We start from the raw sequence: 24116 nt of genomic DNA on the forward strand, positions 1-24116 counted from the left end.
CTGTTATGAAGTCTGTTTTCCTCGCTGCAAGGGAAGCATCGAAAAAATGGACTATGCCCATTCGAGACTGGGGTACTATCCTTAACAGTTTCCTGCTTATATTTGGTGATAGGGTCAGGCTTCTTGAAACCTGACCATAAAATCATAATTTAAAGTTTACACACTTATCGGGATAGTGTCAATAAAAAATCCCGGTCATTAACCGGGATTTTTGAGTAAATCAACCAACCTAATCTATGAAAATTAAGATCTTGAATGTCTATGGTTTCTTTTAGAATTTAAATGGCCGGCCTCCCTGCCCTGAAATGATCTGCGATGCTGTTTTCTGTATTCAGATTTTCTATCTTCTCTCCTATTTTGGCGCATCTTTTCACCTTTTTTTCTGTTTGATTCTCTTATTTCAGCCCACTTAATCTTTTGTTCAGGGGATAATATGGCCTCAATTTCTTCTATTTGCTGCTTTCTTTGCTCTTGCATAGCCCCTCTTCTTTGCTCCATTTCAGATTTTCTGGTCTCCCATTCAGCTTGCCTTATTTGGGCATTTTCGAGGTGGAGCTGATAGATTTTTTGTTTTTGCCCATCATCTAAGCCAAGCTGTTCTGCCATTCTGTTGGTCATTCTTTCAGCCCTTTGCTCTGGACTAGGCATTTCCCTTTGTGTGACACCCTGGGCAAATGCTCCAAAACTTAGGGAAAACATTGCGGTAATTATCAATAGCTTTTTCATGGTTCTTTCTTTTTTAAAGTGAAGTTAAAGTTTCAGCAAGATTAGGCAGTCCCGGGATGTGCTTTTTTCTTGTCTGATTCTTATGGTTAGACCCGATCTTCATGTTCAGGTTTAAAATGGGATACCGGATATTTTGTTAACAAATCTTAAATTGCCATATGGAAAAGTTTTATTATTTCGGTTATGCCAGCAATTTGGACGAAAGCACCTTGGAAGGAAGGCTGAAACATAAACCTCAAAAAATTGGAATAGCTGTATTGCCACATTTTGGCTTTCGTTTTTCCCACCCCAATCCTGATGGCACTGCGCGGGCGAATATAGTTCCCAGTGAAAATGAGTCTGTATATGGTATGCTTTATGAAATAAAAGAAAGTGATAGGCCGTATTTTCTGAATTCTGAACCAGGCTATGAATTTGTGGAAAAAGTGGTTTTTTCGCAGAAGGGAAAAATTTTAGCTTACACCTTTATTTCATCAAAAAATGAAACAGGGATTTTTCCAGCCGAAGATTATTGGAAGCTGATCATAAAAGGAGGAAAAGAAAACGGAATTCCCAATACCTATCTTTCCAATATCCTAAATAGAGTGGGCAAATCCCCTTTATTGGATTGGGATCAGTCCTCGTAATCTTTTTCTTCAATCATCCATTTTCTCTTAAAGGCTTTGACATACCTTGGACGAATAAGCAATCTTAAGCTTGGATCAAAAGAAAGGTATTTCCAAGCCCAGGTTATCAGGATCTCGAGCTTATTCCGGACACCGAGAATGGCCATTAAGTGGACAAATAGCCAAACAAACCATGCAAAGAAACCCCTAAAGCTGATAAAAGGCAGGTCTACTACAGCCATATTTTTCCCTACGGTGGCCATTGATCCAAGGTCCTTGTATCTAAATGGTGCCCATTCCTTTCCTTTTACCTCTCTTTTGAGGTTTTTGGCCAGGTTGGCTGCCTGCTGAATGGCAACCTGCGCGACCTGGGGATGGCCATTGGGATATTTTGGTTCTTTCAAAAGGCACTGATCCCCAAGAGCGAAGATGGCTTCCTCTCCCAATAAACGGTTATAATCATCTACTAGAATCCTTCCGTTGGAGGCAAGCTGTTCGCTTGATAAGCCCTTCATGTGGTTTGCTTTCACCCCTGCTGCCCACAAAAGGGTCAAGGTTTGAATGGGAGCTTTATCTTTCAGTTTGACCATAATACCGTCATAATCTTCCACCAAGGTATTGAGCATCACTTCCACACCAAGGCCTTGGAGGTACTCAAGTGCTTTTGCTCTAGACTTTTCAGACAATCCGTTTAGGAGACTATTGCCAGCTTCTATCAGGATGACCCTCATATTTTTGAAGCTTAGCTGGGGGTAGTCTTTTGGCAAAACTTTGTTCCTCAATTCTGCAATTGATCCTGCCAATTCCACACCAGTGGCACCTCCACCCACAATGACCACATTCATGATGGGCTTCCGGTCATTTTCTTCAGCAATGTTTATAGCCCTTTCATAATTTGAAATGATCTTATTCCTGATGTACAAAGCTTCAGAAGTGGATTTCATTGGAGCGGAAAACTTCTGAATATTCTTATTGTCAAAGTAGTTGGTAGTGGCTCCGAGAGAAAGGACTAAAATATCGTATTCCATTGTCCCTAGATTGGTAAAAATTTTTCTTTCCTGTTTATTGATTTCCTTCACCACTGCCATTCTAAAAATCACATTGGGTGTTTTGTGAAAAATTCTTCTTAAAGGGAAGGAGACTGCATCAGGTGGTAATGCTGCTGTCGCCACTTGGTAAAGAAGAGGTTGAAACATATGGTAATTGTTTTTATCCAGCAAAACCACCTGATAGGTGCTACGAGAAAGTTTTTGAGCTAATTTGAGTCCGGCAAAGCCAGCCCCCACAATGACTACCCTTTGATAATTGGAATGTGGAATATTTGGAATAGGATTTTGAGGAATGCCGGTATCCATGGTTTAAAGATTTTTGTTCAATTAGAAAATCCTCCTGAAAGCGCTTTCCGAAGAAGTTCAAAATAGCTTCTTAAAAGGTTTGGTCTCGATAAAATTTATAGCTAACAATTTCGGATTAAATACCCTGAAGAGAAAGATTTTGAATGGAATTTTATTCGATTTCAGATTTAAAGAAAAGAAAAACCATCAACTACTTTGGATATTGGCGGATCCGTTGAAGCTAATGAAAAAGATTTATTAATTTTACCGACCTTTTATAAACTTCGAAAGTAATGGGAAGAGCATTTGAATTCCGAAAAGAAAGAAAATTCAAGAGATGGAGTAAAATGTCCAAGGTATTTACCCGCCTTGGCAAGGAGATAGTGATGGCAGTGAAGTCAGGCGGTCCGGATCCGGCCAACAACACCAAGTTGCGCACGGTAATTCAAAATGCCAAGGGTGCGGCGATGCCAAAAGACCGAATAGAGGCGGCTATCAAAAGAGCTTCAAATAAAGATGAGAAGAATTATGAAGAGATCGTATACGAAGGATACGGACCTTATGGGGTAGCTGTAATTGTTGAGACATCTACGGATAATACCAACCGTACAGTAGCCAATATAAGACATTATTTTACCAAATCCGGTGGTTCTTTGGGAACATCTGGCTCTGTTAGTTTCATGTTCAACAAAAAAGCTGTTTTTCGTTTTGCCCAGAATGATCTGGATATTGAAGAGCTGGAATTGGAACTGATAGATTTTGGATTGGAAGAGGTAGCCGAAAATGAAGGGGAGATTTTTGTGTACACTGCATTTGAAGATTTTGGAAAGATGCAAAAGGCACTTGAAGACAGAAATATTGAAATCATCAATGCTGATTTTCAGTGGTTTCCAGCGACAACTGTGGAGTTGACGGAAGAGCAGGAAGAGGAGATCAACAAGATGATCGAAAGGTTGGAGGAAGATGATGATGTCAACCAGGTTTTCACTAACGTTGCCTAATATATTTGGCTGTGAGAATTTTTCCACAGCTTTTTTGTTTTAAAGCACAGACATGAATTTTCCTAAAAGAAAAAATATCAAAGAAGACCTGCGGCAAAAACTCATTATCGTAGGAAGTAAGAATCCTGTAAAAATTTCCTGTACCGAAGCAGCTTTTCATCAAGCGTTTCAAGGGTCATTTTTAGTTGAAGGGCTGAATATTAATTCAGGTGTATCGGATCAACCTTATGGAGATGAGGAAACTTACCAAGGGGCTTTTAACCGGGCCAATAATGCCAAATTGGTATTTCCAGAAGCTGACTATTGGGTTGGAATTGAAGGTGGTGTGGACCTTGTAGGTTCAGAGATGCATGCTTTTGCTTGGGTGGTGGTCATAGATAAAATGGGGAATGTTGGAAAAGCAAGGACTTCAACATTCTTTCTGCCTAAAGCCATTGTCGAATTAGTCGAGGCAGGCGTTGAACTTGGAGAAGCAGATGACAGGGTTTTTCAAAGGTCCAATTCTAAGCAGGAAGATGGAGCAGTCGGTATCCTTACCAATGGTGCTTTAGAAAGGAAAGAATATTATCAACAGGCCGTATTGTTGGCGCTTATTCCTTTCTTGCAAAGAGACTTGTATTTCAATTGACCAATCATATATAGACAAAATCAATTGGTTATTTCCTGTCATAGTACATAACTTTGCGATCTCAAAAGAAAAATTTAATTATGTTGCAAGAATTAAATACTGATACCTTACAGGAGTTAGTTGATTCCAATGATAAAGTAATTGTACAATATGGTGCTACCTGGTGTGGAAACTGCAGGATCATGAAGCCAAAGATGAAAAGATTGGCAGGTGATTATGCCGGTATTTCTTTTATATATGTGGATGCCGAAAAGAACCCTGAATCCAGGAAACTAGCTCAGGTGACAAATCTGCCTACTTTTGCTTCATTTAAAGGGGGAAAATTAGTGAATCAGACTCAAACAAATAAAGAAGAGAATTTAAAAGCTTTGATCGATGAGATTGCCGATAATTAAGCACGTTTTGGGATTTATTGAAGCCAATGATGAAGACTGGGTCAATGAAACCATTGAATTGCTTGAAAATTTGACCGAAATACCTTCACTGAAGGACCAGGAATTGGAAGTGATTGGTGAGTTGCTTTCCAACCTTTATGGTACTTTGGAGGTGAATCAAATGATAAAGGATGGAATGGATAAAAAAGAGGCTATGAATGCCTTTATGAAAAGAGTAACTGGCTCCATAGATAAATAATTAATAAGCTGAAAGTTGTTTGATCACCCATTTGAACGAATTAAGGCTTAATTAGAGGGACTGGGAACAGTCCCTTATTTTATTTTAAGGTTTTCCAAAAATCCCGCTAAGGCCTTGCGCCAATCCGGATCTGCGTCCCAAACGGGGCCAGCATATAATTCATCCCTTACTATTAACCGGATATAATACTTCACCACAATTCTGTTTTTTTCTTCTGGCTTTTCCACTGGGAATCCCATAGATGTCATTAAATCTCCTTCTTTGCCTTCTAGCTTGACCAAAACAAATTGGATCCTGTCCCTTATCAACTCAGCATCTCCTCTTGCACTGGTTAAAAACTCAAATTGGAAAGGATAATTTGCTTCAAAAATCTGCTCAATACTTGATCGTTCAGATGCTTGTTCTGAAAGTATGGCCTGTTCGCTTTTCCCCAATAAATCATATCTATAGCTTGCAAGTATCCCAATATCACCTGAAGCCCCTGAAAGGGGGATTCCAAGTTTGAATACATCAAGGTTCAATGGATTTCTATTAAAAAACCTTTTTGTTCCCTGAAGGGCTCCTTCTGCATTCGGAAATTCAGGGATTTCCAAGACTAAAAAATTCCTTGATTTAATGTTTTGTCCCATTATCTGGAGATTTCCAATCAATTCATCTAAAGAGTTGGCATTGATTCCCCAAGCTCCTGTAGAAGAAACAATATTCTTGTTTTTTGAGAATGGGCTAATATGTAAGGCTACCTGGCCATTGGGTTTTCTTGTTATTATTAAAATGGATTGGATTAGCCGTTTATTGAAGGCTGAGGCAAATCCGGATTGCACTTCCTCGGATAATGCCACATCTTCCAGTTCATAATAAGCGACTGGGTCACCTCCCATAGAAAGAATGGCCGGGTGGATCAGTTCTGCGATCTGTTGCCACTCCATATTAGGGTAAGCCTGAGGAGAACTTGAAATCAGGACTACTGCTTTTCCATCTAAAAAATAATCAGGAACAGCAGACTGACCCTTGGTTTTGTTAAACACTATTAAAACAGACAGCAGTGCTGCGAGATATTTCATATCAAAATGCCTTGCGGAATAGAAACCTTACTAATTTTACGAATATACACAACGACAAAAATTAAACCTTAAAATGAACAAATTATTGAAAATACTTTGGATAATTTTTTTTCTGATCCCTGAGATATCTTTTGCTCAAAAGATTGATGAAGAAGAGTTATTGAAAGATATGGAATACCTTTCTTCAGATAAACTTGGGGGCAGGAAGCCACTTTCTGAGGGCAGTTTGAAAGCCAGAGAATATATCAGGTCCAGATTTGAAGCATTAGGTCTTACATCACAATATAGGAATTACACACAATATTTCAGTTTTAGGAATGAAAGGGATGGGCAATTCTATGAGAATTCCGCCAATATCATCGGTTTTGTCCCTGGTGAAGAGACTGAGAAATTGATTGTGGTTATGGCGCATTATGACCATTTGGGAATTCAGGGTGATAAAATTTTTAATGGTGCAGATGATAATGCTTCTGGTACTGCTGCAGTAATGGCTTTGGCCAAATATTTTTCATTCAAAAGGCCAAAACATTCCATGATGTTTGTGGCTTTGGACGCGGAAGAAATGGGCCATCAAGGAGCCAAGGCTTTGGTGGATGATTTTCCTTTTCCATTAGAGCAGGTAGTCCTCAATATCAATTTGGACATGATTTCCAGAAATGTTCATCAGGAATTATATGCAGCAGGTACTTATCATTATCCTTATCTGAAACCATTGATTGAGAAAGTTTCAGAAGGGAGAAATCCAAAATTGCTTTTTGGACATGATCAACCCGAAATGGGCAGGGGAGATTGGACTTTGTCTTCAGACCATGCCCAGTTTCATTTAAATGGGATACCCTTTATCTATTTTGGAGTGGAAGACCATGAAGATTATCACCGGGAGACTGATACTTTTGATCGGATAGATCAGAAGTTTTATGAAGCTGCAGTGCAACTGATTTTGGATGTGCTGATTAGCTTGGATAAAAACTTGCTATAATTGGGAGGTGTTTTAAAGCAACCATTCCAAATCTGCATAATATTGACATTTTTTAGAAATAATATAACAAAATAGATATTGTTAATTCATGTTTTGATTGAGTCATTTAAAAAAAGTGCGCAGGTTGTTGGCCTGCATCTCCTTTTGCCAATCTACCTATTTGGAGATTACATGTATTTCAATAATTAGATAAATCCAAGAACTCCGCTTTTGAAATTTTATTTGGAGGGCTTGATTTTTCCACTTGTTGCCCTGGAGAGTTTGGTTCTAAAAAACTCATTTACAGGAAGATATCCACAAAATCGCCCTTTTGTAAAATGGTTTAACATTCTGAAAATCAAATAGTTAATACTTATTTGGGAAGAATTGTGGATAAGTGTGAATAAATGTGGATAAAAAAACACGAAAAAATTTTATGCCTTTTTCAGGCTGTTTTGAGGGTTTTTGATGAGCGGTCAAACAAGGATTTTGAATTTTCGTTTATGTATTGCCAAGATAGTTTGGTTAGCTGAACCAAATAAAATTCTATATGCTAATTAGAGAGGGTTGTATTGGGCCTCCAAGTGGATTTTTTGAAGCCCAATATTTCTTTTAAAAATAAAATTCTTGATCGGAAAAGGTAAAATTATTCTAAATGAGTTCAATATAACATGAGGAGTTTAATCTTATCAATATTGGCTTTTACTTTGGTTTGGTTCAAAGGAGATAATCATTTATACGATGAGCAAGAGCCTGTTTTTGCCATTATAGATTTTCCTGAATTTGAAAGGATGGCGGATGCAAAAACCGGAAAGATCAGGGTTTTTAACTTTTGGGCGACCTGGTGTGCTCCTTGTGTAAAAGAAATGCCTTATTTCCAGCAGGTAAAAGCAGAGGACGAAGATTTAGAATTGATTTTTATTTCTATGGATGATGGAAGAAGGCCAGAGAGGGTGACTGATTTTATGAAGAGGAGGAATATTACCTCTCCGGTATATCTCCTGAATGATGTAGATTATAATCAATGGATAGATAAGGTAGATCCGGAATGGTCAGGTGCGATTCCAGCTACATTATTTGTTAAGCCTAACGGTGTTCGCTCTTTTTATGAGGGCGAAATGACTTATGAGGAATTGAAAACAATGATTAGCCAATTAAAAAAGTAACAAGATGAAAAAGTTAACTGCATTACTTCTGTTCTGTGTAATGGTATTTTCGGGATCTTCGGTTTTGGCCCAGGATAGTCAGGGCTACAAAATCGGAGATAAGGCATCGGATTTTAAGCTTCAAAGTGTTGATGGTTCTTGGGTTTCTCTAAGCGCACTCAGAAATGCAAAGGGAGCCATAGTAATATTTTCCTGTAATACCTGCCCTTATGTGGTGGCATATGAAGACCGGATGATTGAACTTCATAACAAATATGCAGCCATGGGTTACCCGGTCATTGCCATTAATTCCAACGATGATAAGTTAAGTCCAGGGGATAGTTTTGATAAAATGAAGGAGAGATCCAAGGATAAAGATTTTCCATTTGCCTATGTTTATGATAAAACCCAAGAGGTCATCAAGGCTTATGGTGGTACACGTACCCCACATGTATATATTCTAAACAAAGAGGGCAATGATTTTGTGGTGAAATATATTGGTGCAATCGATAATAACTATCAAGATGCCTCAGCAGTTACAGAAAGATATGTGGAAAATGCATTGGCTGACTTGATGAATGGCCGAAAAGTAGCAACCTCAACCACTAAGGCAATTGGTTGTACGATCAAATGGACCAAAAAAGCAGAATAATACTTGGATCAGATAAGATAATCCCGGAGCAAGAGCTATGCTTCGGGATTTTATTTCTTCTTACTGATGGATATTCCTGAGCTACTTGTCCTGTCTATTTTGGTTTCGTATTTAGGATTTGCCTGAATCAATTCCATAAATTCCCGTATGCCACTGATATTGTTCAGGACATTGTGGGCGGTAAACATTCCATCTTTAGGAATTGTACCGTCCAGGTCCTTAAAGTACTGACTGTACCAGTCTTTGTCAGCATCAAGGAATACAAATTCTATGGGACCTTTTAATTCCTTCACAATCTGGTGGGCATCCCCCAACCTAAAATCAACATATTCAGACAAACCTACTTCTTTCAGGTTGGCAATGGCTTGCTTTTGTCTTCTCTCATCAATCTCAATGGTCACTAGTTTTCCACCAGTTTTGCTCAGTGCCCATGCTATCCAAATCGTGGAATGACCTGTAGAAGTACCCACTTCCAGGGCAGAGGTATATCCATTGGAGACAATAAGGTCGTGAAGGACTTTACCATCTTCGAAAGGTACATTTAAGTCTCTCCACTGGTGTTTTTTTTCTTCCAGAAACTTTTCCACTTTTTGATCGATCTGTGCTCTTTGTTGGGCTAATGACCAATGGTTTATCCCAATCAACAGGAAAAAACAAAGAGGTAAGAAGGCTTTTGTGGAAGGTTTCATAGGTAGTTCTTTTTCTTTACTGCGTGCTACAAAATCTTGTAATTCAGATCAATATAATGAAAAATGAAGAAACTTTGCTCATTTTTATCCTTGTATTGGTAAAGAGCCTGATTTTTCTTTCCGATGAGAATGACTGAAGGCTAGCCGTGTAGCTATTCCATTTTAACTATGTTGTTTTTGCGTGTTCAACTCAAGGAAGGGGCCAGGTTTCCGGCTAAATCTTTGGTTTTTAACGCCGGATTTATTAGTTTAGCTAAAAGCCTGATTATGAAAACAAGTTCATTTCCTGTTCTGATTATTTTGATGCTGATTTTTGCCTGTTCCGAAAAAAATAAGCTTCAATCAGTTCATCCTAATGACATTCAGTTTTTCAAAGTGGATTCCGTCCAGATTCCTTACCTTGGCCTGCTCAATTTGATGGATGTTCACCTTCCTTCCGGGCAGCTTTTATTTTTTAACCAACAAACAGGTCATTTGGTCTTGGGCAGTATGAGAGGTGAATTGATCCGGGAATTCAGCAAACAAGGAGATATGCCTGACAGCTATGGTTTTTTTCCTTTAGGTGCAGGAAAGTTCTCAAGCAATGGAAAAGCATTTACCATCATTTCCAATCAGGGAGTCTATACATATGATCTTGAAGGTAATTTGGTGCATGGGGGAAGACATCGGATAACAAAATTGCCTGCATTTTCTGGAAGAGCTTCCAGTGATATGGAGTTTTTCTGGGTGGGGGACAGAATTCTCACCGTAGGGGCTGGAAGAGGGGAATATCCAAGAAACACCCCTGAATTTTATGAAAATTATCAATCTTTGGCCTGGTTTGACACATTAGAAAGAAAGGTTGAACAGTTTATGAAGCTGGATGAAAAAAGTGTTTTTCGAAATGGCATGGCTCACGACATTTCCCATCTGACCCCAAGGATGGCTTTGGCTAAGGACAAAATTTATTTGGTTCAGGGTATAGAGCCCGCATTGAATATGCATTCATTGACAGCTCCATATGAAAAGATTAAAAGAGTTGACTTTGATATTTCTGATTATATCTTCAACCAAGGAGAGGAATTTAAAAAAGCTGATCCAAGAATAATCAATCCTGACATGTTTTCCGGAAGAATAGAAAACCTAAAAGTAACTGATCAATATGTTTTGGTTTCTTTTTTCCCAGGAATTCCTGAGAGGGAGCAGGAGAAATATCAAAACTTGGGTTGGATGGATTTTTTAGACAAAACAAGAAAAGATTATAATCCGAGGATGTTGGTCATGGATCTTGATGGAAATCTACTAACTGAATTAGAGATTCCTTTGCAATTCAGTGAAAGGCAGTGGCTTTACCGTGATGGTTACCTTTGGTTTTTGGCTTCCCTTAATCTGAAAGAAGAAGAGGATTTTGTAAAAGTGTATAAGGTAAAATTGGGGGGGTAATTGTATTTGACTTGAGTCATTAAGGCAAAAAAAAGAGGCTGCCTCATAAATAAATGCTTTAAAAACATTGCCCAAATTTTATATGGTGTTTGATTGGTGAAACTTTGTGACTTAGAGCCTTCGTGGCATTTAAAGCCACAAAGCCACCAAGTCACAAAGTAATTGATTCTTTAACAGAATTTTATTTGGGCAACAGATCTAGAGTTCTAATTATAAGACAGCCTCCTTTTATTTTTCTTTGCAGAAGATGGATCAGACCGCTTTTGCTTTATCCAGCTGATCGATGATATCCTCATAATCCAACTTGTCCCAGTTTTGGGTGATCAGTGGATTGGCCATGACCGTATCCATGATTTTTTGTTGTAGTTTGCCCAAAGCATAAGCCTCGGAATAGGGCATAGATGAGAAAGTAACCATGGTATAAAGTGGAATCCAGTCATTTGGATAGAGGGCATGAAGTTTGGCCTCTATCTTTTTTCGGATAATAAATTTGGGATCTGCCACATCAGCTTTCATTTCTTCAAAATTTTCCAAAGCTAATTGGCAAATAGCATCTGTATCCGGTTTTCTTTTCTTCTGGAATTTGGCAAAAACCAGTTCCCAGGCAGAAGTTCCGATTTTTTCAATTAAACTATCCAAAATCATACAATCCTCAAAGCCACAATTCATGCCCTGACCATAAAATGGAACCATTGCGTGCGAGGAGTCCCCTATCAAAAGGGACTTGTTGAGCATCCAAGGATAGCATTCAATTGTAATTAAAGACGAGGTGGGATTGCTAAAATATTGTTCACTCAACTGGGGCATCAGCTGATAGGCATCATCAAAATAGGTTTGGAAAACCCCTTTGACATCTTTTTCATCCCTGATATTTTCAAAACATACCCTCTCTCCCTCAAAGGGCAGGAAAAGTGTACATGTAAAAGATTTGTCGGGATTGGGAAGCGCAATCAACATGAAGGATCCTCTTGGCCAAATATGTAATGCATTGGGATCCATTGCAAATTCTCCATCAGCCGTAGGAGGTATACTTAATTCTTTATATCCATGGGAAATATATTCCTGCTTGTAATTGAAGCGCACTTGCTTTAGCATGGCGTTTCGAAGGGAAGAATAGGCGCCATCAGCGCCAAGGATTACCTCTGAACTGATTTTCTCAAGTCCTGATTCTGGATTATCGACTGTGATTTCAAAGTTTCTAAGGTCAACATCCTCTATCCTATGTTCAAAGTGAATGTTTACTCCGGCTTTTTCAGCCTCATCCATCAGCAATTGGTTGAATTTTCCTCTTGAGATCGAATAGATGGCCTGACCCTCTTTTCCATAAGGTATAAAGCTGGTCTGTCCATGTTCATTATGGATTTGTCTACCGTACATAGGAATAGTAAGGGGAAGGACTTTTTCTTTAAGTCCAACTTTTTCCAGGGCCTTCCATCCCCTCTCACTGAGGGCCATATTTATGGACCTGCCCTCTTCTTTGTACTCTCCTTTTCTATTGTCAGCCCTTTTTTCATAAACATGAACATCAAGGCCTCTTTTTTTAAGATAAATACTCAGTAAGGACCCTATTAGGCCTGAGCCCAAAATACTGATTTCATTTTTTTTCATGGTTTGAGAGATTAATCCCTAGGTGTATTAAGCGAATTTTTGAAGGGATTGTTCAAGTATTTTTGCGAATTGATATACGTCTAAGAAGCTGTTATACAGCGGAGTGGGAGCAATTCTGATCACATTTGGGTTGCGCCAATCTCCCACAACACCATGATTGTAGAACTCATCAAAGACTGCTTTGCCACCTTTATGGATCAGCAAAGATAACTGACATCCTCTTTCCGAAGGATTTTTTGGTGTAATTATTTCTAAAACACCACTTTTCCCGCTAATTTCATGGATGAGAAATTCCAGGTAGCCTGTCAAAAGCTCGCTTTTTTTCCTTAACCTTTCCATCCCCGCTTCCTCAAATATGTCCAATGAGGCCTGATGAGCTGCAAGAGCAAGCACATTGGAATTGGCCAGCTGCCAGCCATCTGCCCCATACATGGGTTTGAAGCCTTTTTCCATTCGGAAGCGTTCTCCTTCATCATGTCCCCACCATCCTGCGAACCTCGGTAATTCCGGACTTTCGGCATGTCTTTCATGAACGAAAATTCCCGAAATATTTCCAGGGCCGGAATTGAGGTATTTGTAACTGCACCAGGTGGCAAAGTCCACCCCCCAATCATGCAGCTGCAGAGGGACATTGCCTGCAGCATGCGCCAAATCAAATCCAGCATAAGCCCCCGCTTCATGTGCTGCTTCAGTAATCACTTCCATATCAAAAACCTGGCCAGTGTAATACTGGAGCCCAGCCATCATGACCAAGGCCAGGTTTTCCTTATTTTCTTCGATTACCTTAAGAATATCCTCTGTACGAAGGATGTATTCTCCAGCTCTGGGGGCCAATTCAATGATGCACTTTTCCGGATCTAAACCGTGGAACTTTACCTGGGTTTCCAGCATGTACATGTCTGATGGAAAGGCCCCAGCTTCTGTGATGATTTTGTACCTTTTCTGATCAGGTCTGTAGAAAGAAACCATCAAAAAGTGAAGGTTGGAAGTGAGGTTGTTCATAGCTACCACTTCATGTTCATGGGCTCCCACGATGGCTGCCAGGGCAGGCTTGGACTTTTTACGGACATGATACCAGGCATCTTCACCATAAAAATGGCCATCTACCGCCAGTTTTGCCCAATTTTCCAACTCCTTTTTAATATATGCTTCTGTCGTTTTGGGCTGAAGCCCAAGGCTGTTTCCACAAAAATAAAGGGCTTCCTTGCCATTGACCTGTGGAAAAAAGAACTTCTTACGGAATTCTAATAATGAATCATGTTCATCCATTTTCCTTGCAAAAGCTTCTGAATATTCGTAGTTTATATTTTTCATGGCTTAAATTTTTGGGCTTTGGTCTTATCAGAGTACCAAGGACTATCTTGAGTAGACTGACAAATACCCAAACTTACAACCTTTCAGCTTTGAAAAAAACGGATTTCCTTTCGGTTGAAGGATTATGAATATTTAATTTGCGGAAAAATCATAACCATGAGTAAAGAAATTATCTTTTCAAAAGAAGCACCTGCTCCCATCGGACCCTACAGCCAAGCTGTAAAAGCAGGCAATACATTGTATGTTTCCGGTCAAATTGCACTGGAAGCTGAAACGGGCGAACTGATCAATGACAATATCACAGAAGAGACCCATGCCGTCATGAAAAACCTTGAAGCTGTATTGAGGGAGGCTGGATATGGTTTTGGGGATGTAGTTAAATGCACGATTTTTATCAAGGATATGGGCCAGTTTGCTACTATCAATGAAGCCTATGGACAATACTTCAAATCCAATCCTCCTGCTAGGGAAACCGTAGAAGTGAGTAGATTGCCAAAGGATGTCAATGTAGAAATTTCGTGTATTGCTGTAAAATAATAAATTAATGGACTGCAAGGGATTGTAATGGGCTCAGGAAATATTCCAGTGCTTTGCTGATCTCCTTTGGAGTCCTTTTTTATTTTGATCATCAGTAATTTTGGGAAAACTTTAGCCCGAAAATCAAGTTTGATTCTTATGCCTTTTTTTCCAAGCCATAGTGAAGTATTGGTCTCTTCTCTAAGTAAGGAGGAAGTAATGGAGCGCTTGGATTTGGTAACAAAAGATGCCAATTTTTTGGAGTATGAGCTGAAAGAAAACCAAGGTTATCAATTCAATGGGACGCTTTCTGAGGACAGTTTTAGCCTTTCTTTGGTTATTACCAAGGCAGATAGCTTTTTGCCTTTGATTAAAGGAAAACTAGAAGCTACACCCAAGGGAAGTATTTTATTTCTCCAATATAGTCTATTTCCAGGAACCATCTTTTTTTTGGGTTTCTGGTCTGTGGTGACCGTAATTTTGGCGATTTTCTTTGCAATGGTTTCTGTGAAATATATCTTATCCGGTATAAGTTTGGCGGTCGGCATAGGCAATTACCTATTTGCATGGAACCATTTCAAGCGGAAAATCAGAGTTTCTCAGGAAATCTTTCATGAGCTATTGAATCTTTGATTCACCAAAAAGTTTCGGTTAGGCCTACTCATGAAGGTGGTTTATTTAGGTATTTGGATATTCATACAAAATAGCTATGTATTATGCCCTTCAGACCTTATTTTAGCGTGCGCAAAAAACGTTCAAAAAATTCATAATTATGAGCTTTAGAATTGAGAAAGATACCATGGGGCCAGTAGAGGTTCCAGCGGAAAAATACTGGGGGGCACAGACCCAAAGATCTATCAACAATTTCAAAATCGGCGGAGAGCGTAACCGCATGCCGATTGAAATCATCAGGGCATTTGCCATTTTGAAGAAGTCAGCTGCACTTACCAATGCAGAATTGGGCGTTTTGGCTCAGGAAAAAGCAGATATCATAGCGAAAGTCTGTGATGAAATATTGGCCGGTCAGCATGATGATCAGTTTCCATTGGTAATATGGCAGACAGGTTCAGGAACCCAATCCAATATGAATGCCAATGAGGTGATTGCCTACAGGGCCCATGTGATTTTGGGAGGCTCTTTAGAGGATTCCAAAAAACTGATCCACCCCAATGATGATGTCAACAAATCCCAGTCTTCAAACGATACTTTCCCTACGGCCATGCACATTGCAGCGTATAAGATGGTGGTAGAAACAACCATTCCTGGTGTGGAGAAGCTGAGAGATACTTTGAAGGCAAAATCTGAGGCTTTCATGGATGTGGTAAAGATCGGAAGGACCCACTTTATGGATGCCACACCATTGACCTTGGGACAGGAGTTTTCTGGTTATGTAGCCCAGTTAGATCATGGTTTAAAAGCATTGAAGAACACCCTTCCGCACCTTTCTGAATTGGCACTGGGCGGAACTGCGGTAGGAACTGGCCTCAATACGCCAAAAGGCTATGCTGAATTAGTTGCGAAGAAGATTGCAGAATTCTCAGGACAGCCTTTGGTGACGGCTCCAAATAAATTTGAGGCATTAGCAGCGCATGATGCAATCGTAGAGACTCACGGTGCCTTGAAGCAATTGGCAGTTAGCTTAATGAAGATCGCAAATGATATCCGTATGCTTTCTTCAGGTCCAAGATCAGGTATTGGAGAGATTTTGATTCCTGAAAATGAGCCAGGGTCATCCATCATGCCGGGTAAAGTCAATCCTACTCAAGTAGAAGCCATGACCATGGTAGCGGCTCAGGTGATGGGCAATGACGTGGCCATTTCGGTTGGCGGATCCAATGGTCACTTTGAACTGAATGTATTCAAGCCGATGATGATAGCCAACTTCCTTCAGTCTGCCAGATTGATAGGAGATGCCTGTGTATCTTTCAATGACAATTGTGCCATCGGGATCGAGCCAAATACACCATTCATTAAGAAGCACTTGGAAAATTCCCTTATGCTGGTAACTGCCCTGAATCCGCATATTGGTTATGAAAATGCAGCAGCAATAGCCAAGAAGGCACATAAGGAAGGTACTTCATTGAGAGAAGCTGCCTTGGCTTTAGGACTTTTGACCAATGAGCAGTTTGATCAGTGGGTAAGACCAGAGGACATGATTGGAAGCTTAAAATGACAATAACAAAATAGATAATCCATGAAAAAAGCGATTTTGAACCTTTTCTTGGTTGGATTGATGGTCTTGGCCGGAAATCAGCAAGTTTTTGCTAAGGAGAAGTTCTCCAAGGGAAATATTGAATTCTCAGAGGCTGAAATCAAAAGATTTGCTGAAATTGAAGCAAGGATTATGGAAATCAATGCTTTGGATATATCTGGAATGACTCATCAAGAGAAAAAGGAACTCAGGACTGAGCTAAAAGACCTGAAAAAAGAAGCTAAGCAAAGTGGCGGTGGACTTTATATCTCCACCGGCGCTTTGATTATCATCCTGATCTTGTTGATTATTCTTTTATAATCTGCTTAGATTTTCAGTCCAGAAAGGTGTTCAAAACTCTTTTTCAAAGCTGATTGTGGATCGGGGGTCAAGTCTTTTTCTAAGAAGAAATGCTTGACTCCTGATTTTTTTGCTACAGACATGATTTTTTTAAGATCCAGTACCCCTGTTCCAGCATCTGCTAGGTAAGGGAAAAGTCCCATCCATTCTCCCATATTGCCCCCATCTCCGGTAAATGTCTTCAATTCCCGCATGTCCTTAACATGTAAGGAAACAAATCTCCCGGGGTTTTCTTCCAAGTATTTAATAGGATCAGCCTTGGCAGCTGTAAACCAGAAAACATCGAGTTGCATTTTGACCAGCTCAGGATCAGTTTGCTCCAGAATCATTTGAAATGGTATTATGCCATCCATTGGAGCATGACCATAGCCATGGTTATGATAGAAGAAAGTCACCCCATATTTCTTGGCACTTGCCCCTACTTCATTAAAAATATCTATTGTCTTCTTATAGTCATCGAGATTTTTCCTCATCTCATCAGGAATCATGGCAATACCTACATTTTTATGACCCAAGATATGGGCGGCTTCAGCGACAGCTTCCATATTTTCCTGTAAGGTGGGTAAGTCAATGTGAATGGAAGGAGCAGAAAGTCCATACTTATCCAGCATCTCCTTCAATTTTTTGGGAGAATTACCGAAGTAACCGCTTCCGCTAAATCCCAAGGCATTGGCAGCCATTTTCCATCCCTCCTTGGCAGCGGAGGTGCTGAACTCATACGGGCCAAAAAATTCAAGTTCTTTGTAACCTAATTCGGAAATCATTCTTAATGTGCCTTCAAAATCCTCTGAAAGGGATTTGGGAAGGGTAAATAAGGCTACTCCCAAGCGGGGAGCGACATTTTTATTAGTAAATGCTAGCGAAGGAACCATACTCAGGCCAGCTGTAGCCAGGCTAATTTGTTGGATAAACTGTCTTCTTTTCATCATGGGAAATTTTGAAAAGGCATTTTAATCATTATGTATTTTACACACAATGAAACCCTTGATTATTTTTCTTTTTCCAGAAAAGTTTTCACATCCATGGCCCTTTTACTGATTATGATCAGAGGAACCAACCAGATCAATTGATTAAAGGCCAGCTGGAAAATTGTTCTCTTATTCCAGCCCAACTCAGGTATAAATCCAATGACAAACCATAGGGCCAAGGCAAAACTTCCAACAATTCCTACCCAGGTCAGGTATCTCCAACTGATAGGATAGAAAGCACTCAAAAAAACAAGGAAAGCGGATATCATACCTATGCTTCCAAACCAATTGCTTTGCATCGCGCCGGTCCAATGGCTGTCCATGGAAAGCCATTTGAGGAAGTCTTCTCCAAAGTATTTGAAAAATGCAGCCCAAGCAATATTGTACATTCCTGTAAGTAAAAGTAACCCTCTCATCGGCATGGGGAAGCTTGGTGTAATGCTGCTTTTGTCCATTGGTATAAATTTATATCTTCCTGAAAATAACTTTAGCTGAATCAATTGGTTCATTGTACACATACAAAATTACATGATGCTATTCAAAAACAAGTCAAAGCTTGGATTATTTATCCTCGGATCGGCTCTCCTTTCTATTGGCTTCATTGCTGGGAAAAAGGCCGGTGAAATTACCCCATCTGCCATTTCAGGAGCAGAGACCTTAATCGGTTTGGCATTCAGCCCTGCTGAAAAGGACAGTATGATCCAAAACCTGAGCAATCACCGGAACAGTTTTGAGCGGATGAGAGAGCAGAAACTAGAGAATTCCACTTCACCTGCCCTGTACTTCAACCCTTTGCCCCATGGATTTACCCCGTCTCAAGAGCAAATGGACTATGATTGGGGTTTTCCTGCCCTGGTCAGATTACCTGAAAAGGAAAATGATATTGCTTTCCTTTCTGTGGCAGAATTGTCTGTTTTGATCAAAAACAAACAGATCAGTTCCGAAAGGCTGACAAGAATTTATCTTGACAGGATCAAGAAATATGCTGATACCTTGGAGTGCCTTATTACTTTAATGGAAGAGGAAGCCCTTGTACAGGCCAAAAAGATGGATGCAGAGTTGGCAGCAGGAAAATACAGAGGTCCACTCCATGGAATTCCTTACGGAATCAAGGACCTTTTAGCCGTAAAAGGTACCAAAACCACCTGGGGAGCCATGCCTTACAAAGATCAGGTAATTGATGAAACGGCCTCCGTGGTAGAAAAACTGGAAGCAGCAGGTGGGGTATTGGTAGGGAAATTTACCTTGGGCGCTTTGGCCATGGGTGATGTATGGTATGGTGGGGTGACTAAGAATCCCTGGAACCTGCAGCAGGGATCTAGTGGATCTTCCGCTGGCTCGGGGTCTGCAGTAAGTGCAGGCTTAGTTCCCTTTGCTATAGGTACAGAAACTTTAGGGAGCATTGTTTCTCCTTCTACCCGCAATGGAGTAACCGGTTTAAGACCTACCTTCGGTAGGGTCAGCCGACATGGAGCCATGGCCTTGAGTTGGAGCATGGATAAAATAGGCCCGATGTCCAGGTCGGCATTGGACAATGCCATCGTCCTTTCTGTGATCAATGGATTTGATCCTAAGGATAAAAGCACCATTGCAGCTGCTTTTAATTACGATGCCAAGAAATCATTTAAAGAACTGAAAGTTGGGTACTTTGCTGCTTTCTTTGAAGGTGAGCGTGCAAGTTCCTTTGACAAAAGGGTTTTGGAAGAATTAAAGGCAATGGGTGTAGCATTGCATCCTGTTGAGCTAAAGACCTCAGTGGATGTGGCATCCATGCTGATTTCCCTCTATGTGGAAGGTGCAGCTGCCTTTGATGAAATGACCCGCTTGGACTTGGATGATCTATTGGTAGCCCAGCACCGCAACGCCTGGCCAAACCTGTTCCGGTCTTCCCGCTTTATTCCGGCGGTGGAATACATTCAGGCCAATAGGTTCCGTAATATCCTCATTGAAGAAATGCATGCACTGTTTTCTGACTTTGATGTGATTGTTACCCCTTCTTATGGTGGCAATCAATTGCAGATTACCAACCTCACCGGACATCCGGCCCTTTGCATGCCAAATGGATTTACAGAAAATGGCAGCCCGGTATCCATTACCTTCCTTGCTAATTTATTTGATGAAGAAAAGCTGATCATCTTGGGAAGGGCTTATCAGCAAAGCACCGAATGGCAAAGAAAAAGACCTCCTTTGTTTGATCAATAAATAGCAAATTTTTAGAGGTTCTTAGGAAAAAATTGCAGGTGGTTTGTGGGTTCCGCCAAAACTTACCAAGAGCGGCCAACCAAATGCTGAAAATAAAAAAGGGGAGGGGAAATCAGCTATGCTGAATGCTCTCCCTCTTGTTTTTCAGCTATTTCTAAATTCCTCATCATGATTTTCCGCTTTCTTGCCAGTAGGATCATCACAATAGAATAAACCTAAGATTTCAAACCCATATCTATTCATATCAGGTTGATTCAAGACCCAATTTAAATTGGTTACTGGTCTAATTGCGGATATACATATTCCTCATTGACTACTTGAAACTTTGTAATCCAATGGTATTAAATCCCCGATTTTTTCCCAAGCCATATAACCGTCTAAGTAAAGGTCAAAAGGGTGGAAATAATTGCCATCTTCAAATAACCTCAGGGCATTTCCAGTCAAGTTGAGTTTGGAGATTTGGACCGGTAAAGGATTGGTCTGGGTAAAAAAAATAAGATTCCCACTACGGATTGAATTTTTTTGATCCATTAACGACTTTCGATAGTTCAATTCTTCGATTTCATTGTTAAATATCACAAAAAACGGCTCTGAATAAGTTAAAAACAAAAAACCATTTCGGGCCTCTTCTACCAAATCACCTCTTCTCAAAGTATCCTCTGAAATTTTTTCCAATTCTTTTGGAAGACTTTCCATTTTAATGACTTGTTGTAGGCTATCTCTGGTCAACCAAGTCCTTGTATCAGCAAGCAACATTTTGGTTGCCTCAATTTCTTCATCACTTGGGCGCTCTGGGTTAGGAACCAATTCAATTTTTTTGACCAAATAACCTTCATCTTCCAGCTTATCATGGTATAAGGCCCTGACAAAATGGGTAATGCTGCCTTCAAATGCCCGCTTTCTTTGTTCTTCGACTTTAGCTTTTCTTCTTTTGGGTATATTTTCCTCAAAAAAATATCCTTGACCGACATATTGGGTTAAATTGCTTTTGAAATCATGGAAAAAAGACTCCAATACAAATTTTATGGTATAACCTAAATTGGGGTTCTGTATTTCTAGGATATCTTTTCCTCTAGCCACCAGTCTGTTTTCATAGGATTCGCTATCCAAAATGAGCACTTCAGGATTAAGGATCTTCGATTTTTTCCCGTTGATGCTGTTTCCCAGGAACTTTTCCTCAAAAATTTTCAGATTCTTGTACCATTCCTTGTCTCTTTTATCCACCACCTTGGCCTCCTCCAGATCAATGGTTTCCTGAAGAATCCGAAACTGATAAGACGCCCTGATTTCCTGCGTGGAAAAAGGGAATATAAATGTCTGATAACCCATAAAGCTGATAACCAGTTCGTAATTCCCCGAAGGAATTGGGATTTCAAAGACCCCGTTTCTATCCGTAATATCTCCGAAAGTAGAATTATTGATAAACACCGTAGCAAATTCTACAGGCTGAAAAGTTTCTGCGTCCACTACCCTCCCTTTCATTATATATTGGGCATGGGCAGTGCTGTAATCCAATATTGTCAAAACCATTAAGACCATCATACCAATTAAAAAGTTCTTTCTTTTCATCAATCGGAAACTTTAAAATTATAACTGGCCTGAATAGGTTCGCCTTTATTGGATATACCTTCCAAACTCACCCTTACTTCAGGGCTTCCCTCTGTTAGGCGAAACTCAATATAGGCTTTTCCCCTAGGGTCTGTCTGGACCATAGGCTGCCAATAAATGGTAGACCGGAAGTCTATGGCAAATGGCGCGTTGATATCCGGTACAGCAGGAGGGGTATAAAATTCACGGATAGGTGCATAGCCTTGGGCAACAATCGTAGCATTGCCCAAAATATCCACATCTGACCAATCCCTATTGGGATTACCTCCTTTGGTAAGGATATTGACTACACCGCCTGCCCCATCCGCACCAAAAACAGCCGAGCGGTTAAGGCTCCTCAAAATATCCACCCTTTCTATTTCTGGTACAGGAAGGTTCATCGCCCATAAGGGATCCACAGGCATACCATCGATGAAAATCCTTGCTCCCTGAAAACCGAAACCACGGATCTGACCACCACGCATCAATATGGCAGGAGGATTCACAAAATCAAATACATTACCCACGACATTTACTCCCGGGAACCTTCCTCTGATCAGTTGATAGACATTCTGAAATCCATAATACTCCTCCGTCACCACCATACTCAACTCCGGATTATTGTTGTACTGAATGGCACGGGTATCTCGAATCAATTCACTTCTCCTTCCTCGGACGGTTACTTCCCCAAGTTCCAATTCCCTTCCAAGGCGGTACTGTTCCACGAGGTCTCGGGCTTCTTTGACACTGACAATGTAGTCATCGAAATCCATATACTGATCTCCGCTTGGAAGTCCAATAAGGTTGGCCATTCTAGGTTCGGGTATCTCTTTTTGAAAGATTTGCACATCATTTCTCTTGATTTGCCTTTTGCTTCCGCTCCTGCGCTCTCTTTCCACATGGGCCTGAAGAAAGATGCCTACAGTATCCTGGTAATCCATTCCCATAAAAGTAAAATATCCTAAAGAGTCGGTTACTCCTTCATAGATAATCGGGCCTCCATAAAAATGACGTACCAACATAGTCAATTGGTGTACCTCGTTAACAGGAAGTTCATTGCTCCTGGCCACCCTGCCACTCAAAGTCAGACCTGATTCGGACAGGTATTTGGGGTCTGTGTTCATCCTATCCAGGTTTTCCCAATTAAAGCGTCTCCAGCCTTGGGTCAACATCAAATTATCCAAATAGGCCGCGGCATTGGGATTGCTTTCATTGAAGTAGTAAGCAGGACTTTCAATCTGCCCCTTCAGTTCAGACACCAAATTCAAATAAGAAGCAATGTCCTCGGTATGCTCCAAATGCATGACCTGATAGGCATCAGTAACAGATATAGAAAAATTACCTTCCACAGGACTACCAAATTCATCGACTACCTCAACGTCCATTCTTACCAGCTCCTTTGGACTATAAAGGTGTTTTTCTGTACGAAAATCTGCTGTCCCTTGGGCAAAAGGCAGGAAATACACCAAGCGTTCGGCCAATAAACGGGTCTCTTCATCCAGTAGGGTAAAGGTATAAACCCCTGGAAGGTAATCATCCTGGTCGATCACCCATTCATGGGACTTTTGATTAGCATCAAACATTTTTCGGGCGACAACTTTTCCTTTGCTCTGCATTAAGAGGTGGAATTCCTGGGGAGGGAACCGGTAATTATGACTGATCTGAATTTTGGTTTTATCCTCCTCCCAAATAGGGTCCACGCTCATTACCACACCCTCGACCTGAATGGAGGCTATATTGAGCCGCTTCCAAGGAACTTGGGAAGACCTTGTCCATACTTCGTACGTTTCCCCTGCTTTTGGAGTAAACTCCATGCTTCCCATACCCATATGGGCCGATTCAAAACGAAGTACAGTATCTTGTTTATTATTGAGGATCATACCAAGCACATCCAATCCCTTGCCCGTGGCATCGGTAGCTTTGAAACCGATTTTTGAAGTTAATCCCCTTACCAGATAGCCACCTTCGGGAAAGAAACTCAAGTTTAATTCCGGTTGCTTTTCCACAAAAGTCCAACCATCCCCAAACTCACCCACCCAAAGATTTTTTTCAAAAAATGCTTCCTGACCAAAGTTCCTCATCCACTCTGTATAGGCTCTTAGCGTATAGACTCCAGGCCTCAGGTTCCTTGGCAGGACAATATCTCCCAGTCCTAATCCATTTTCTAATTTGATAATGATGCGGGATACATAAGGCAATAGTCCGTTTTGTAACAATTCCACATATAGGGGTACTGAAGTGGTTCTCACAGGATCTTCCTGACCTACATCCATTAGACCATAGGCCTTGATCCAGATGGTATCATTTAGAAAATAGTGTGGCTTATCCGTATGCAGGTAAACTTTCTCAAAGGGATAGTTTTGATGATAAGCCTCTATGCGCTCTACTAACCGGTCCATTGGGCTCTGGGCAAAAGCAAAGCCCAAAGACAGGACTGTCATTGCCAAAATCAAAAAGGTTATTTTTCCGTATCCCATAGAATTTTATTGTGAGTCCTTAAAAATATACGAAACCTT

Annotated in this window: 24 protein-coding genes and 1 pseudogene; 15 read left to right on the forward strand and 10 right to left on the reverse strand. The window is 40.4% G+C overall.

Going from position 1 to position 24116, the window contains the following annotated elements:
- A pseudogene (locus CLV48_RS20955) lies at positions 1 to 134 on the forward strand (IS256 family transposase); the annotation flags it as partial.
- Between the two features lie 109 nt (positions 135 to 243).
- On the opposite strand, the gene CLV48_RS18405 reads toward CLV48_RS20955, so the two are convergent.
- A complete protein-coding gene (locus CLV48_RS18405) occupies positions 244 to 726 on the reverse strand; it encodes a DUF4890 domain-containing protein (RefSeq protein ID WP_106568768.1) in 483 nt (160 codons plus the stop codon).
- A 158-nt stretch (positions 727 to 884) separates the two neighbouring features.
- On the opposite strand from CLV48_RS18405, the gene CLV48_RS18410 reads away from it, so the two are divergent.
- Positions 885 to 1352, forward strand: a complete 468-nt coding sequence (locus CLV48_RS18410) for a gamma-glutamylcyclotransferase family protein (RefSeq protein ID WP_106568769.1) — start codon at positions 885 to 887, stop codon at positions 1350 to 1352.
- On the opposite strand, the gene CLV48_RS18415 is transcribed toward CLV48_RS18410, so the two are convergent.
- Entirely contained in the window at positions 1340 to 2686 is a 1347-nt protein-coding gene (locus CLV48_RS18415) for an NAD(P)/FAD-dependent oxidoreductase (protein ID WP_106568770.1), read from the reverse strand. The two genes, CLV48_RS18410 and CLV48_RS18415, sit on opposite strands and share 13 nt — an antisense overlap.
- Positions 2687 to 2958: 272 nt before the next feature.
- On the opposite strand from CLV48_RS18415, the gene CLV48_RS18420 reads away from it, so the two are divergent.
- The 4 genes from CLV48_RS18420 to CLV48_RS18435 all read left to right on the forward strand — a co-directional run bounded on the left by CLV48_RS18420 (position 2959) and on the right by CLV48_RS18435 (position 4927).
- Positions 2959 to 3666: a YebC/PmpR family DNA-binding transcriptional regulator gene (locus tag CLV48_RS18420; protein ID WP_106568771.1), complete on the forward strand. Its 708-nt coding sequence runs from the start codon at positions 2959 to 2961 to the stop codon at positions 3664 to 3666.
- Between the two features lie 52 nt (positions 3667 to 3718).
- A complete protein-coding gene (gene yjjX / locus CLV48_RS18425; protein WP_106568772.1) occupies positions 3719 to 4294 on the forward strand; it encodes an inosine/xanthosine triphosphatase in 576 nt (191 codons plus the stop codon).
- 80 nt (positions 4295 to 4374) lie between these two features.
- Positions 4375 to 4689: a thioredoxin family protein gene (locus CLV48_RS18430; RefSeq protein WP_106568773.1), complete on the forward strand. Its 315-nt coding sequence runs from the start codon at positions 4375 to 4377 to the stop codon at positions 4687 to 4689.
- A complete protein-coding gene (locus CLV48_RS18435) occupies positions 4670 to 4927 on the forward strand; it encodes a DUF6952 family protein (protein ID WP_106568774.1) in 258 nt (85 codons plus the stop codon). Before CLV48_RS18430 ends, CLV48_RS18435 begins: the two co-directional genes overlap by 20 nt.
- A gap of 74 nt (positions 4928 to 5001) precedes the next feature.
- Here CLV48_RS18435 and CLV48_RS18440 read toward each other — a convergent pair whose 3' ends face one another.
- The gene (locus CLV48_RS18440) at positions 5002 to 5988 is read right to left on the reverse strand and encodes an NTPase (protein ID WP_106568775.1); all 987 of its coding nucleotides are present in this window, start codon (positions 5986 to 5988) and stop codon (positions 5002 to 5004) included.
- A 73-nt stretch (positions 5989 to 6061) separates the two neighbouring features.
- On the opposite strand from CLV48_RS18440, the gene CLV48_RS18445 reads away from it, so the two are divergent.
- The 3 genes from CLV48_RS18445 to CLV48_RS18455 all read left to right on the forward strand — a co-directional run bounded on the left by CLV48_RS18445 (position 6062) and on the right by CLV48_RS18455 (position 8743).
- Entirely contained in the window at positions 6062 to 6967 is a 906-nt protein-coding gene (locus tag CLV48_RS18445) for a M28 family peptidase (protein ID WP_106568776.1), read from the forward strand.
- A gap of 650 nt (positions 6968 to 7617) precedes the next feature.
- Positions 7618 to 8112, forward strand: a complete 495-nt coding sequence (locus CLV48_RS18450; protein ID WP_106568777.1) for a TlpA family protein disulfide reductase — start codon at positions 7618 to 7620, stop codon at positions 8110 to 8112.
- Positions 8113 to 8116: 4 nt separating this feature from the next.
- Positions 8117 to 8743 (forward strand): thioredoxin family protein, encoded by a 627-nt coding sequence (locus CLV48_RS18455; RefSeq protein ID WP_106568778.1) that lies wholly within the window; start codon positions 8117 to 8119, stop codon positions 8741 to 8743.
- Positions 8744 to 8793: 50 nt separating this feature from the next.
- On the opposite strand, the gene CLV48_RS18460 is transcribed toward CLV48_RS18455, so the two are convergent.
- Entirely contained in the window at positions 8794 to 9432 is a 639-nt protein-coding gene (locus tag CLV48_RS18460) for an O-methyltransferase (protein ID WP_106568779.1), read from the reverse strand.
- Between the two features lie 267 nt (positions 9433 to 9699).
- Between CLV48_RS18460 and CLV48_RS18465 the strand changes: the two genes are divergently transcribed.
- Positions 9700 to 10854 carry a hypothetical protein gene (locus CLV48_RS18465; protein WP_106568838.1) on the forward strand — a complete coding sequence of 385 codons (1155 nt, stop codon included), beginning with the start codon at positions 9700 to 9702 and terminating at the stop codon, positions 10852 to 10854.
- Positions 10855 to 11106: 252 nt separating this feature from the next.
- On the opposite strand, the gene CLV48_RS18470 is transcribed toward CLV48_RS18465, so the two are convergent.
- Positions 11107 to 12462, reverse strand: coding sequence for an FAD-dependent oxidoreductase (locus CLV48_RS18470; RefSeq protein WP_106568780.1), 1356 nt, complete (start codon positions 12460 to 12462; stop codon positions 11107 to 11109).
- 27 nt (positions 12463 to 12489) lie between these two features.
- Positions 12490 to 13776: a kynureninase gene (gene kynU, locus CLV48_RS18475; protein ID WP_106568781.1), complete on the reverse strand. Its 1287-nt coding sequence runs from the start codon at positions 13774 to 13776 to the stop codon at positions 12490 to 12492.
- Between the two features lie 156 nt (positions 13777 to 13932).
- Between kynU and CLV48_RS18480 the strand changes: the two genes are divergently transcribed.
- The 4 genes from CLV48_RS18480 to CLV48_RS18495 all read left to right on the forward strand — a co-directional run bounded on the left by CLV48_RS18480 (position 13933) and on the right by CLV48_RS18495 (position 16804).
- A complete protein-coding gene (locus tag CLV48_RS18480; RefSeq protein WP_106568782.1) occupies positions 13933 to 14313 on the forward strand; it encodes a RidA family protein in 381 nt (126 codons plus the stop codon).
- A 138-nt stretch (positions 14314 to 14451) separates the two neighbouring features.
- The gene (locus CLV48_RS18485) at positions 14452 to 14925 is read left to right on the forward strand and encodes a hypothetical protein (protein ID WP_106568839.1); all 474 of its coding nucleotides are present in this window, start codon (positions 14452 to 14454) and stop codon (positions 14923 to 14925) included.
- Positions 14926 to 15064: 139 nt separating this feature from the next.
- Positions 15065 to 16465, forward strand: a complete 1401-nt coding sequence (gene fumC, locus CLV48_RS18490) for a class II fumarate hydratase (protein WP_106568783.1) — start codon at positions 15065 to 15067, stop codon at positions 16463 to 16465.
- Between the two features lie 21 nt (positions 16466 to 16486).
- On the forward strand, positions 16487 to 16804 hold the full coding sequence (locus tag CLV48_RS18495; protein ID WP_106568784.1) for a hypothetical protein: 318 nt from the start codon (positions 16487 to 16489) through the stop codon (positions 16802 to 16804).
- Positions 16805 to 16809: 5 nt separating this feature from the next.
- Here CLV48_RS18495 and CLV48_RS18500 read toward each other — a convergent pair whose 3' ends face one another.
- Both CLV48_RS18500 and CLV48_RS18505 read right to left on the reverse strand, forming a co-directional pair.
- Positions 16810 to 17772, reverse strand: coding sequence for a sugar phosphate isomerase/epimerase family protein (locus tag CLV48_RS18500; protein WP_245889611.1), 963 nt, complete (start codon positions 17770 to 17772; stop codon positions 16810 to 16812).
- A gap of 59 nt (positions 17773 to 17831) precedes the next feature.
- Entirely contained in the window at positions 17832 to 18266 is a 435-nt protein-coding gene (locus CLV48_RS18505) for a hypothetical protein (protein ID WP_106568840.1), read from the reverse strand.
- Positions 18267 to 18339: 73 nt separating this feature from the next.
- On the opposite strand from CLV48_RS18505, the gene CLV48_RS18510 reads away from it, so the two are divergent.
- Positions 18340 to 20013 (forward strand): amidase, encoded by a 1674-nt coding sequence (locus tag CLV48_RS18510; RefSeq protein WP_106568786.1) that lies wholly within the window; start codon positions 18340 to 18342, stop codon positions 20011 to 20013.
- Positions 20014 to 20319: 306 nt separating this feature from the next.
- On the opposite strand, the gene CLV48_RS18515 is transcribed toward CLV48_RS18510, so the two are convergent.
- The gene (locus CLV48_RS18515; protein ID WP_106568787.1) at positions 20320 to 21582 is read right to left on the reverse strand and encodes a carboxypeptidase-like regulatory domain-containing protein; all 1263 of its coding nucleotides are present in this window, start codon (positions 21580 to 21582) and stop codon (positions 20320 to 20322) included.
- A complete protein-coding gene (locus CLV48_RS18520) occupies positions 21582 to 24077 on the reverse strand; it encodes a TonB-dependent receptor (protein WP_106568788.1) in 2496 nt (831 codons plus the stop codon). Before CLV48_RS18520 ends, CLV48_RS18515 begins: the two co-directional genes overlap by 1 nt.
- Positions 24078 to 24116: the final 39 nt, after the last annotated feature.

It is taken from the genome of Cecembia rubra (assembly GCF_003014575.1).
Classification (GTDB): Bacteria; Bacteroidota; Bacteroidia; order Cytophagales; family Cyclobacteriaceae; genus Cecembia_A; species Cecembia_A rubra.

Excerpts from the sequence above, each read along its gene's own strand:
- fumC (WP_106568783.1), top strand. The coding sequence starts at position 15,065 with ATGAGCTTTAGAATTGAGAAAGATACCATGGGGCCAGTAGAGGTTCCA.
- CLV48_RS18505 (WP_106568840.1), bottom strand. The coding sequence starts at position 18,266 with ATGGACAAAAGCAGCATTACACCAAGCTTCCCCATGCCGATGAGAGGG.
- CLV48_RS18450 (WP_106568777.1), top strand. The coding sequence starts at position 7,618 with ATGAGGAGTTTAATCTTATCAATATTGGCTTTTACTTTGGTTTGGTTC.
- kynU (WP_106568781.1), bottom strand. The coding sequence starts at position 13,776 with ATGAAAAATATAAACTACGAATATTCAGAAGCTTTTGCAAGGAAAATG.
- CLV48_RS18510 (WP_106568786.1), top strand. The coding sequence starts at position 18,340 with ATGATGCTATTCAAAAACAAGTCAAAGCTTGGATTATTTATCCTCGGA.
- CLV48_RS18445 (WP_106568776.1), top strand. The coding sequence starts at position 6,062 with ATGAACAAATTATTGAAAATACTTTGGATAATTTTTTTTCTGATCCCT.
- CLV48_RS18430 (WP_106568773.1), top strand. The coding sequence starts at position 4,375 with ATGTTGCAAGAATTAAATACTGATACCTTACAGGAGTTAGTTGATTCC.
- CLV48_RS18420 (WP_106568771.1), top strand. The coding sequence starts at position 2,959 with ATGGGAAGAGCATTTGAATTCCGAAAAGAAAGAAAATTCAAGAGATGG.
- CLV48_RS18520 (WP_106568788.1), bottom strand. The coding sequence starts at position 24,077 with ATGGGATACGGAAAAATAACCTTTTTGATTTTGGCAATGACAGTCCTG.
- CLV48_RS18515 (WP_106568787.1), bottom strand. The coding sequence starts at position 21,582 with ATGAAAAGAAAGAACTTTTTAATTGGTATGATGGTCTTAATGGTTTTG.
- yjjX (WP_106568772.1), top strand. The coding sequence starts at position 3,719 with ATGAATTTTCCTAAAAGAAAAAATATCAAAGAAGACCTGCGGCAAAAA.
- CLV48_RS18455 (WP_106568778.1), top strand. The coding sequence starts at position 8,117 with ATGAAAAAGTTAACTGCATTACTTCTGTTCTGTGTAATGGTATTTTCG.
- CLV48_RS18495 (WP_106568784.1), top strand. The coding sequence starts at position 16,487 with ATGAAAAAAGCGATTTTGAACCTTTTCTTGGTTGGATTGATGGTCTTG.
- CLV48_RS18460 (WP_106568779.1), bottom strand. The coding sequence starts at position 9,432 with ATGAAACCTTCCACAAAAGCCTTCTTACCTCTTTGTTTTTTCCTGTTG.
- CLV48_RS18440 (WP_106568775.1), bottom strand. The coding sequence starts at position 5,988 with ATGAAATATCTCGCAGCACTGCTGTCTGTTTTAATAGTGTTTAACAAA.
- CLV48_RS18465 (WP_106568838.1), top strand. The coding sequence starts at position 9,700 with ATGAAAACAAGTTCATTTCCTGTTCTGATTATTTTGATGCTGATTTTT.
- CLV48_RS18470 (WP_106568780.1), bottom strand. The coding sequence starts at position 12,462 with ATGAAAAAAAATGAAATCAGTATTTTGGGCTCAGGCCTAATAGGGTCC.
- CLV48_RS18500 (WP_245889611.1), bottom strand. The coding sequence starts at position 17,772 with ATGATGAAAAGAAGACAGTTTATCCAACAAATTAGCCTGGCTACAGCT.
- CLV48_RS18485 (WP_106568839.1), top strand. The coding sequence starts at position 14,452 with ATGCCTTTTTTTCCAAGCCATAGTGAAGTATTGGTCTCTTCTCTAAGT.
- CLV48_RS18480 (WP_106568782.1), top strand. The coding sequence starts at position 13,933 with ATGAGTAAAGAAATTATCTTTTCAAAAGAAGCACCTGCTCCCATCGGA.
- CLV48_RS18405 (WP_106568768.1), bottom strand. The coding sequence starts at position 726 with ATGAAAAAGCTATTGATAATTACCGCAATGTTTTCCCTAAGTTTTGGA.
- CLV48_RS18410 (WP_106568769.1), top strand. The coding sequence starts at position 885 with ATGGAAAAGTTTTATTATTTCGGTTATGCCAGCAATTTGGACGAAAGC.
- CLV48_RS18435 (WP_106568774.1), top strand. The coding sequence starts at position 4,670 with ATGAGATTGCCGATAATTAAGCACGTTTTGGGATTTATTGAAGCCAAT.
- CLV48_RS18415 (WP_106568770.1), bottom strand. The coding sequence starts at position 2,686 with ATGGATACCGGCATTCCTCAAAATCCTATTCCAAATATTCCACATTCC.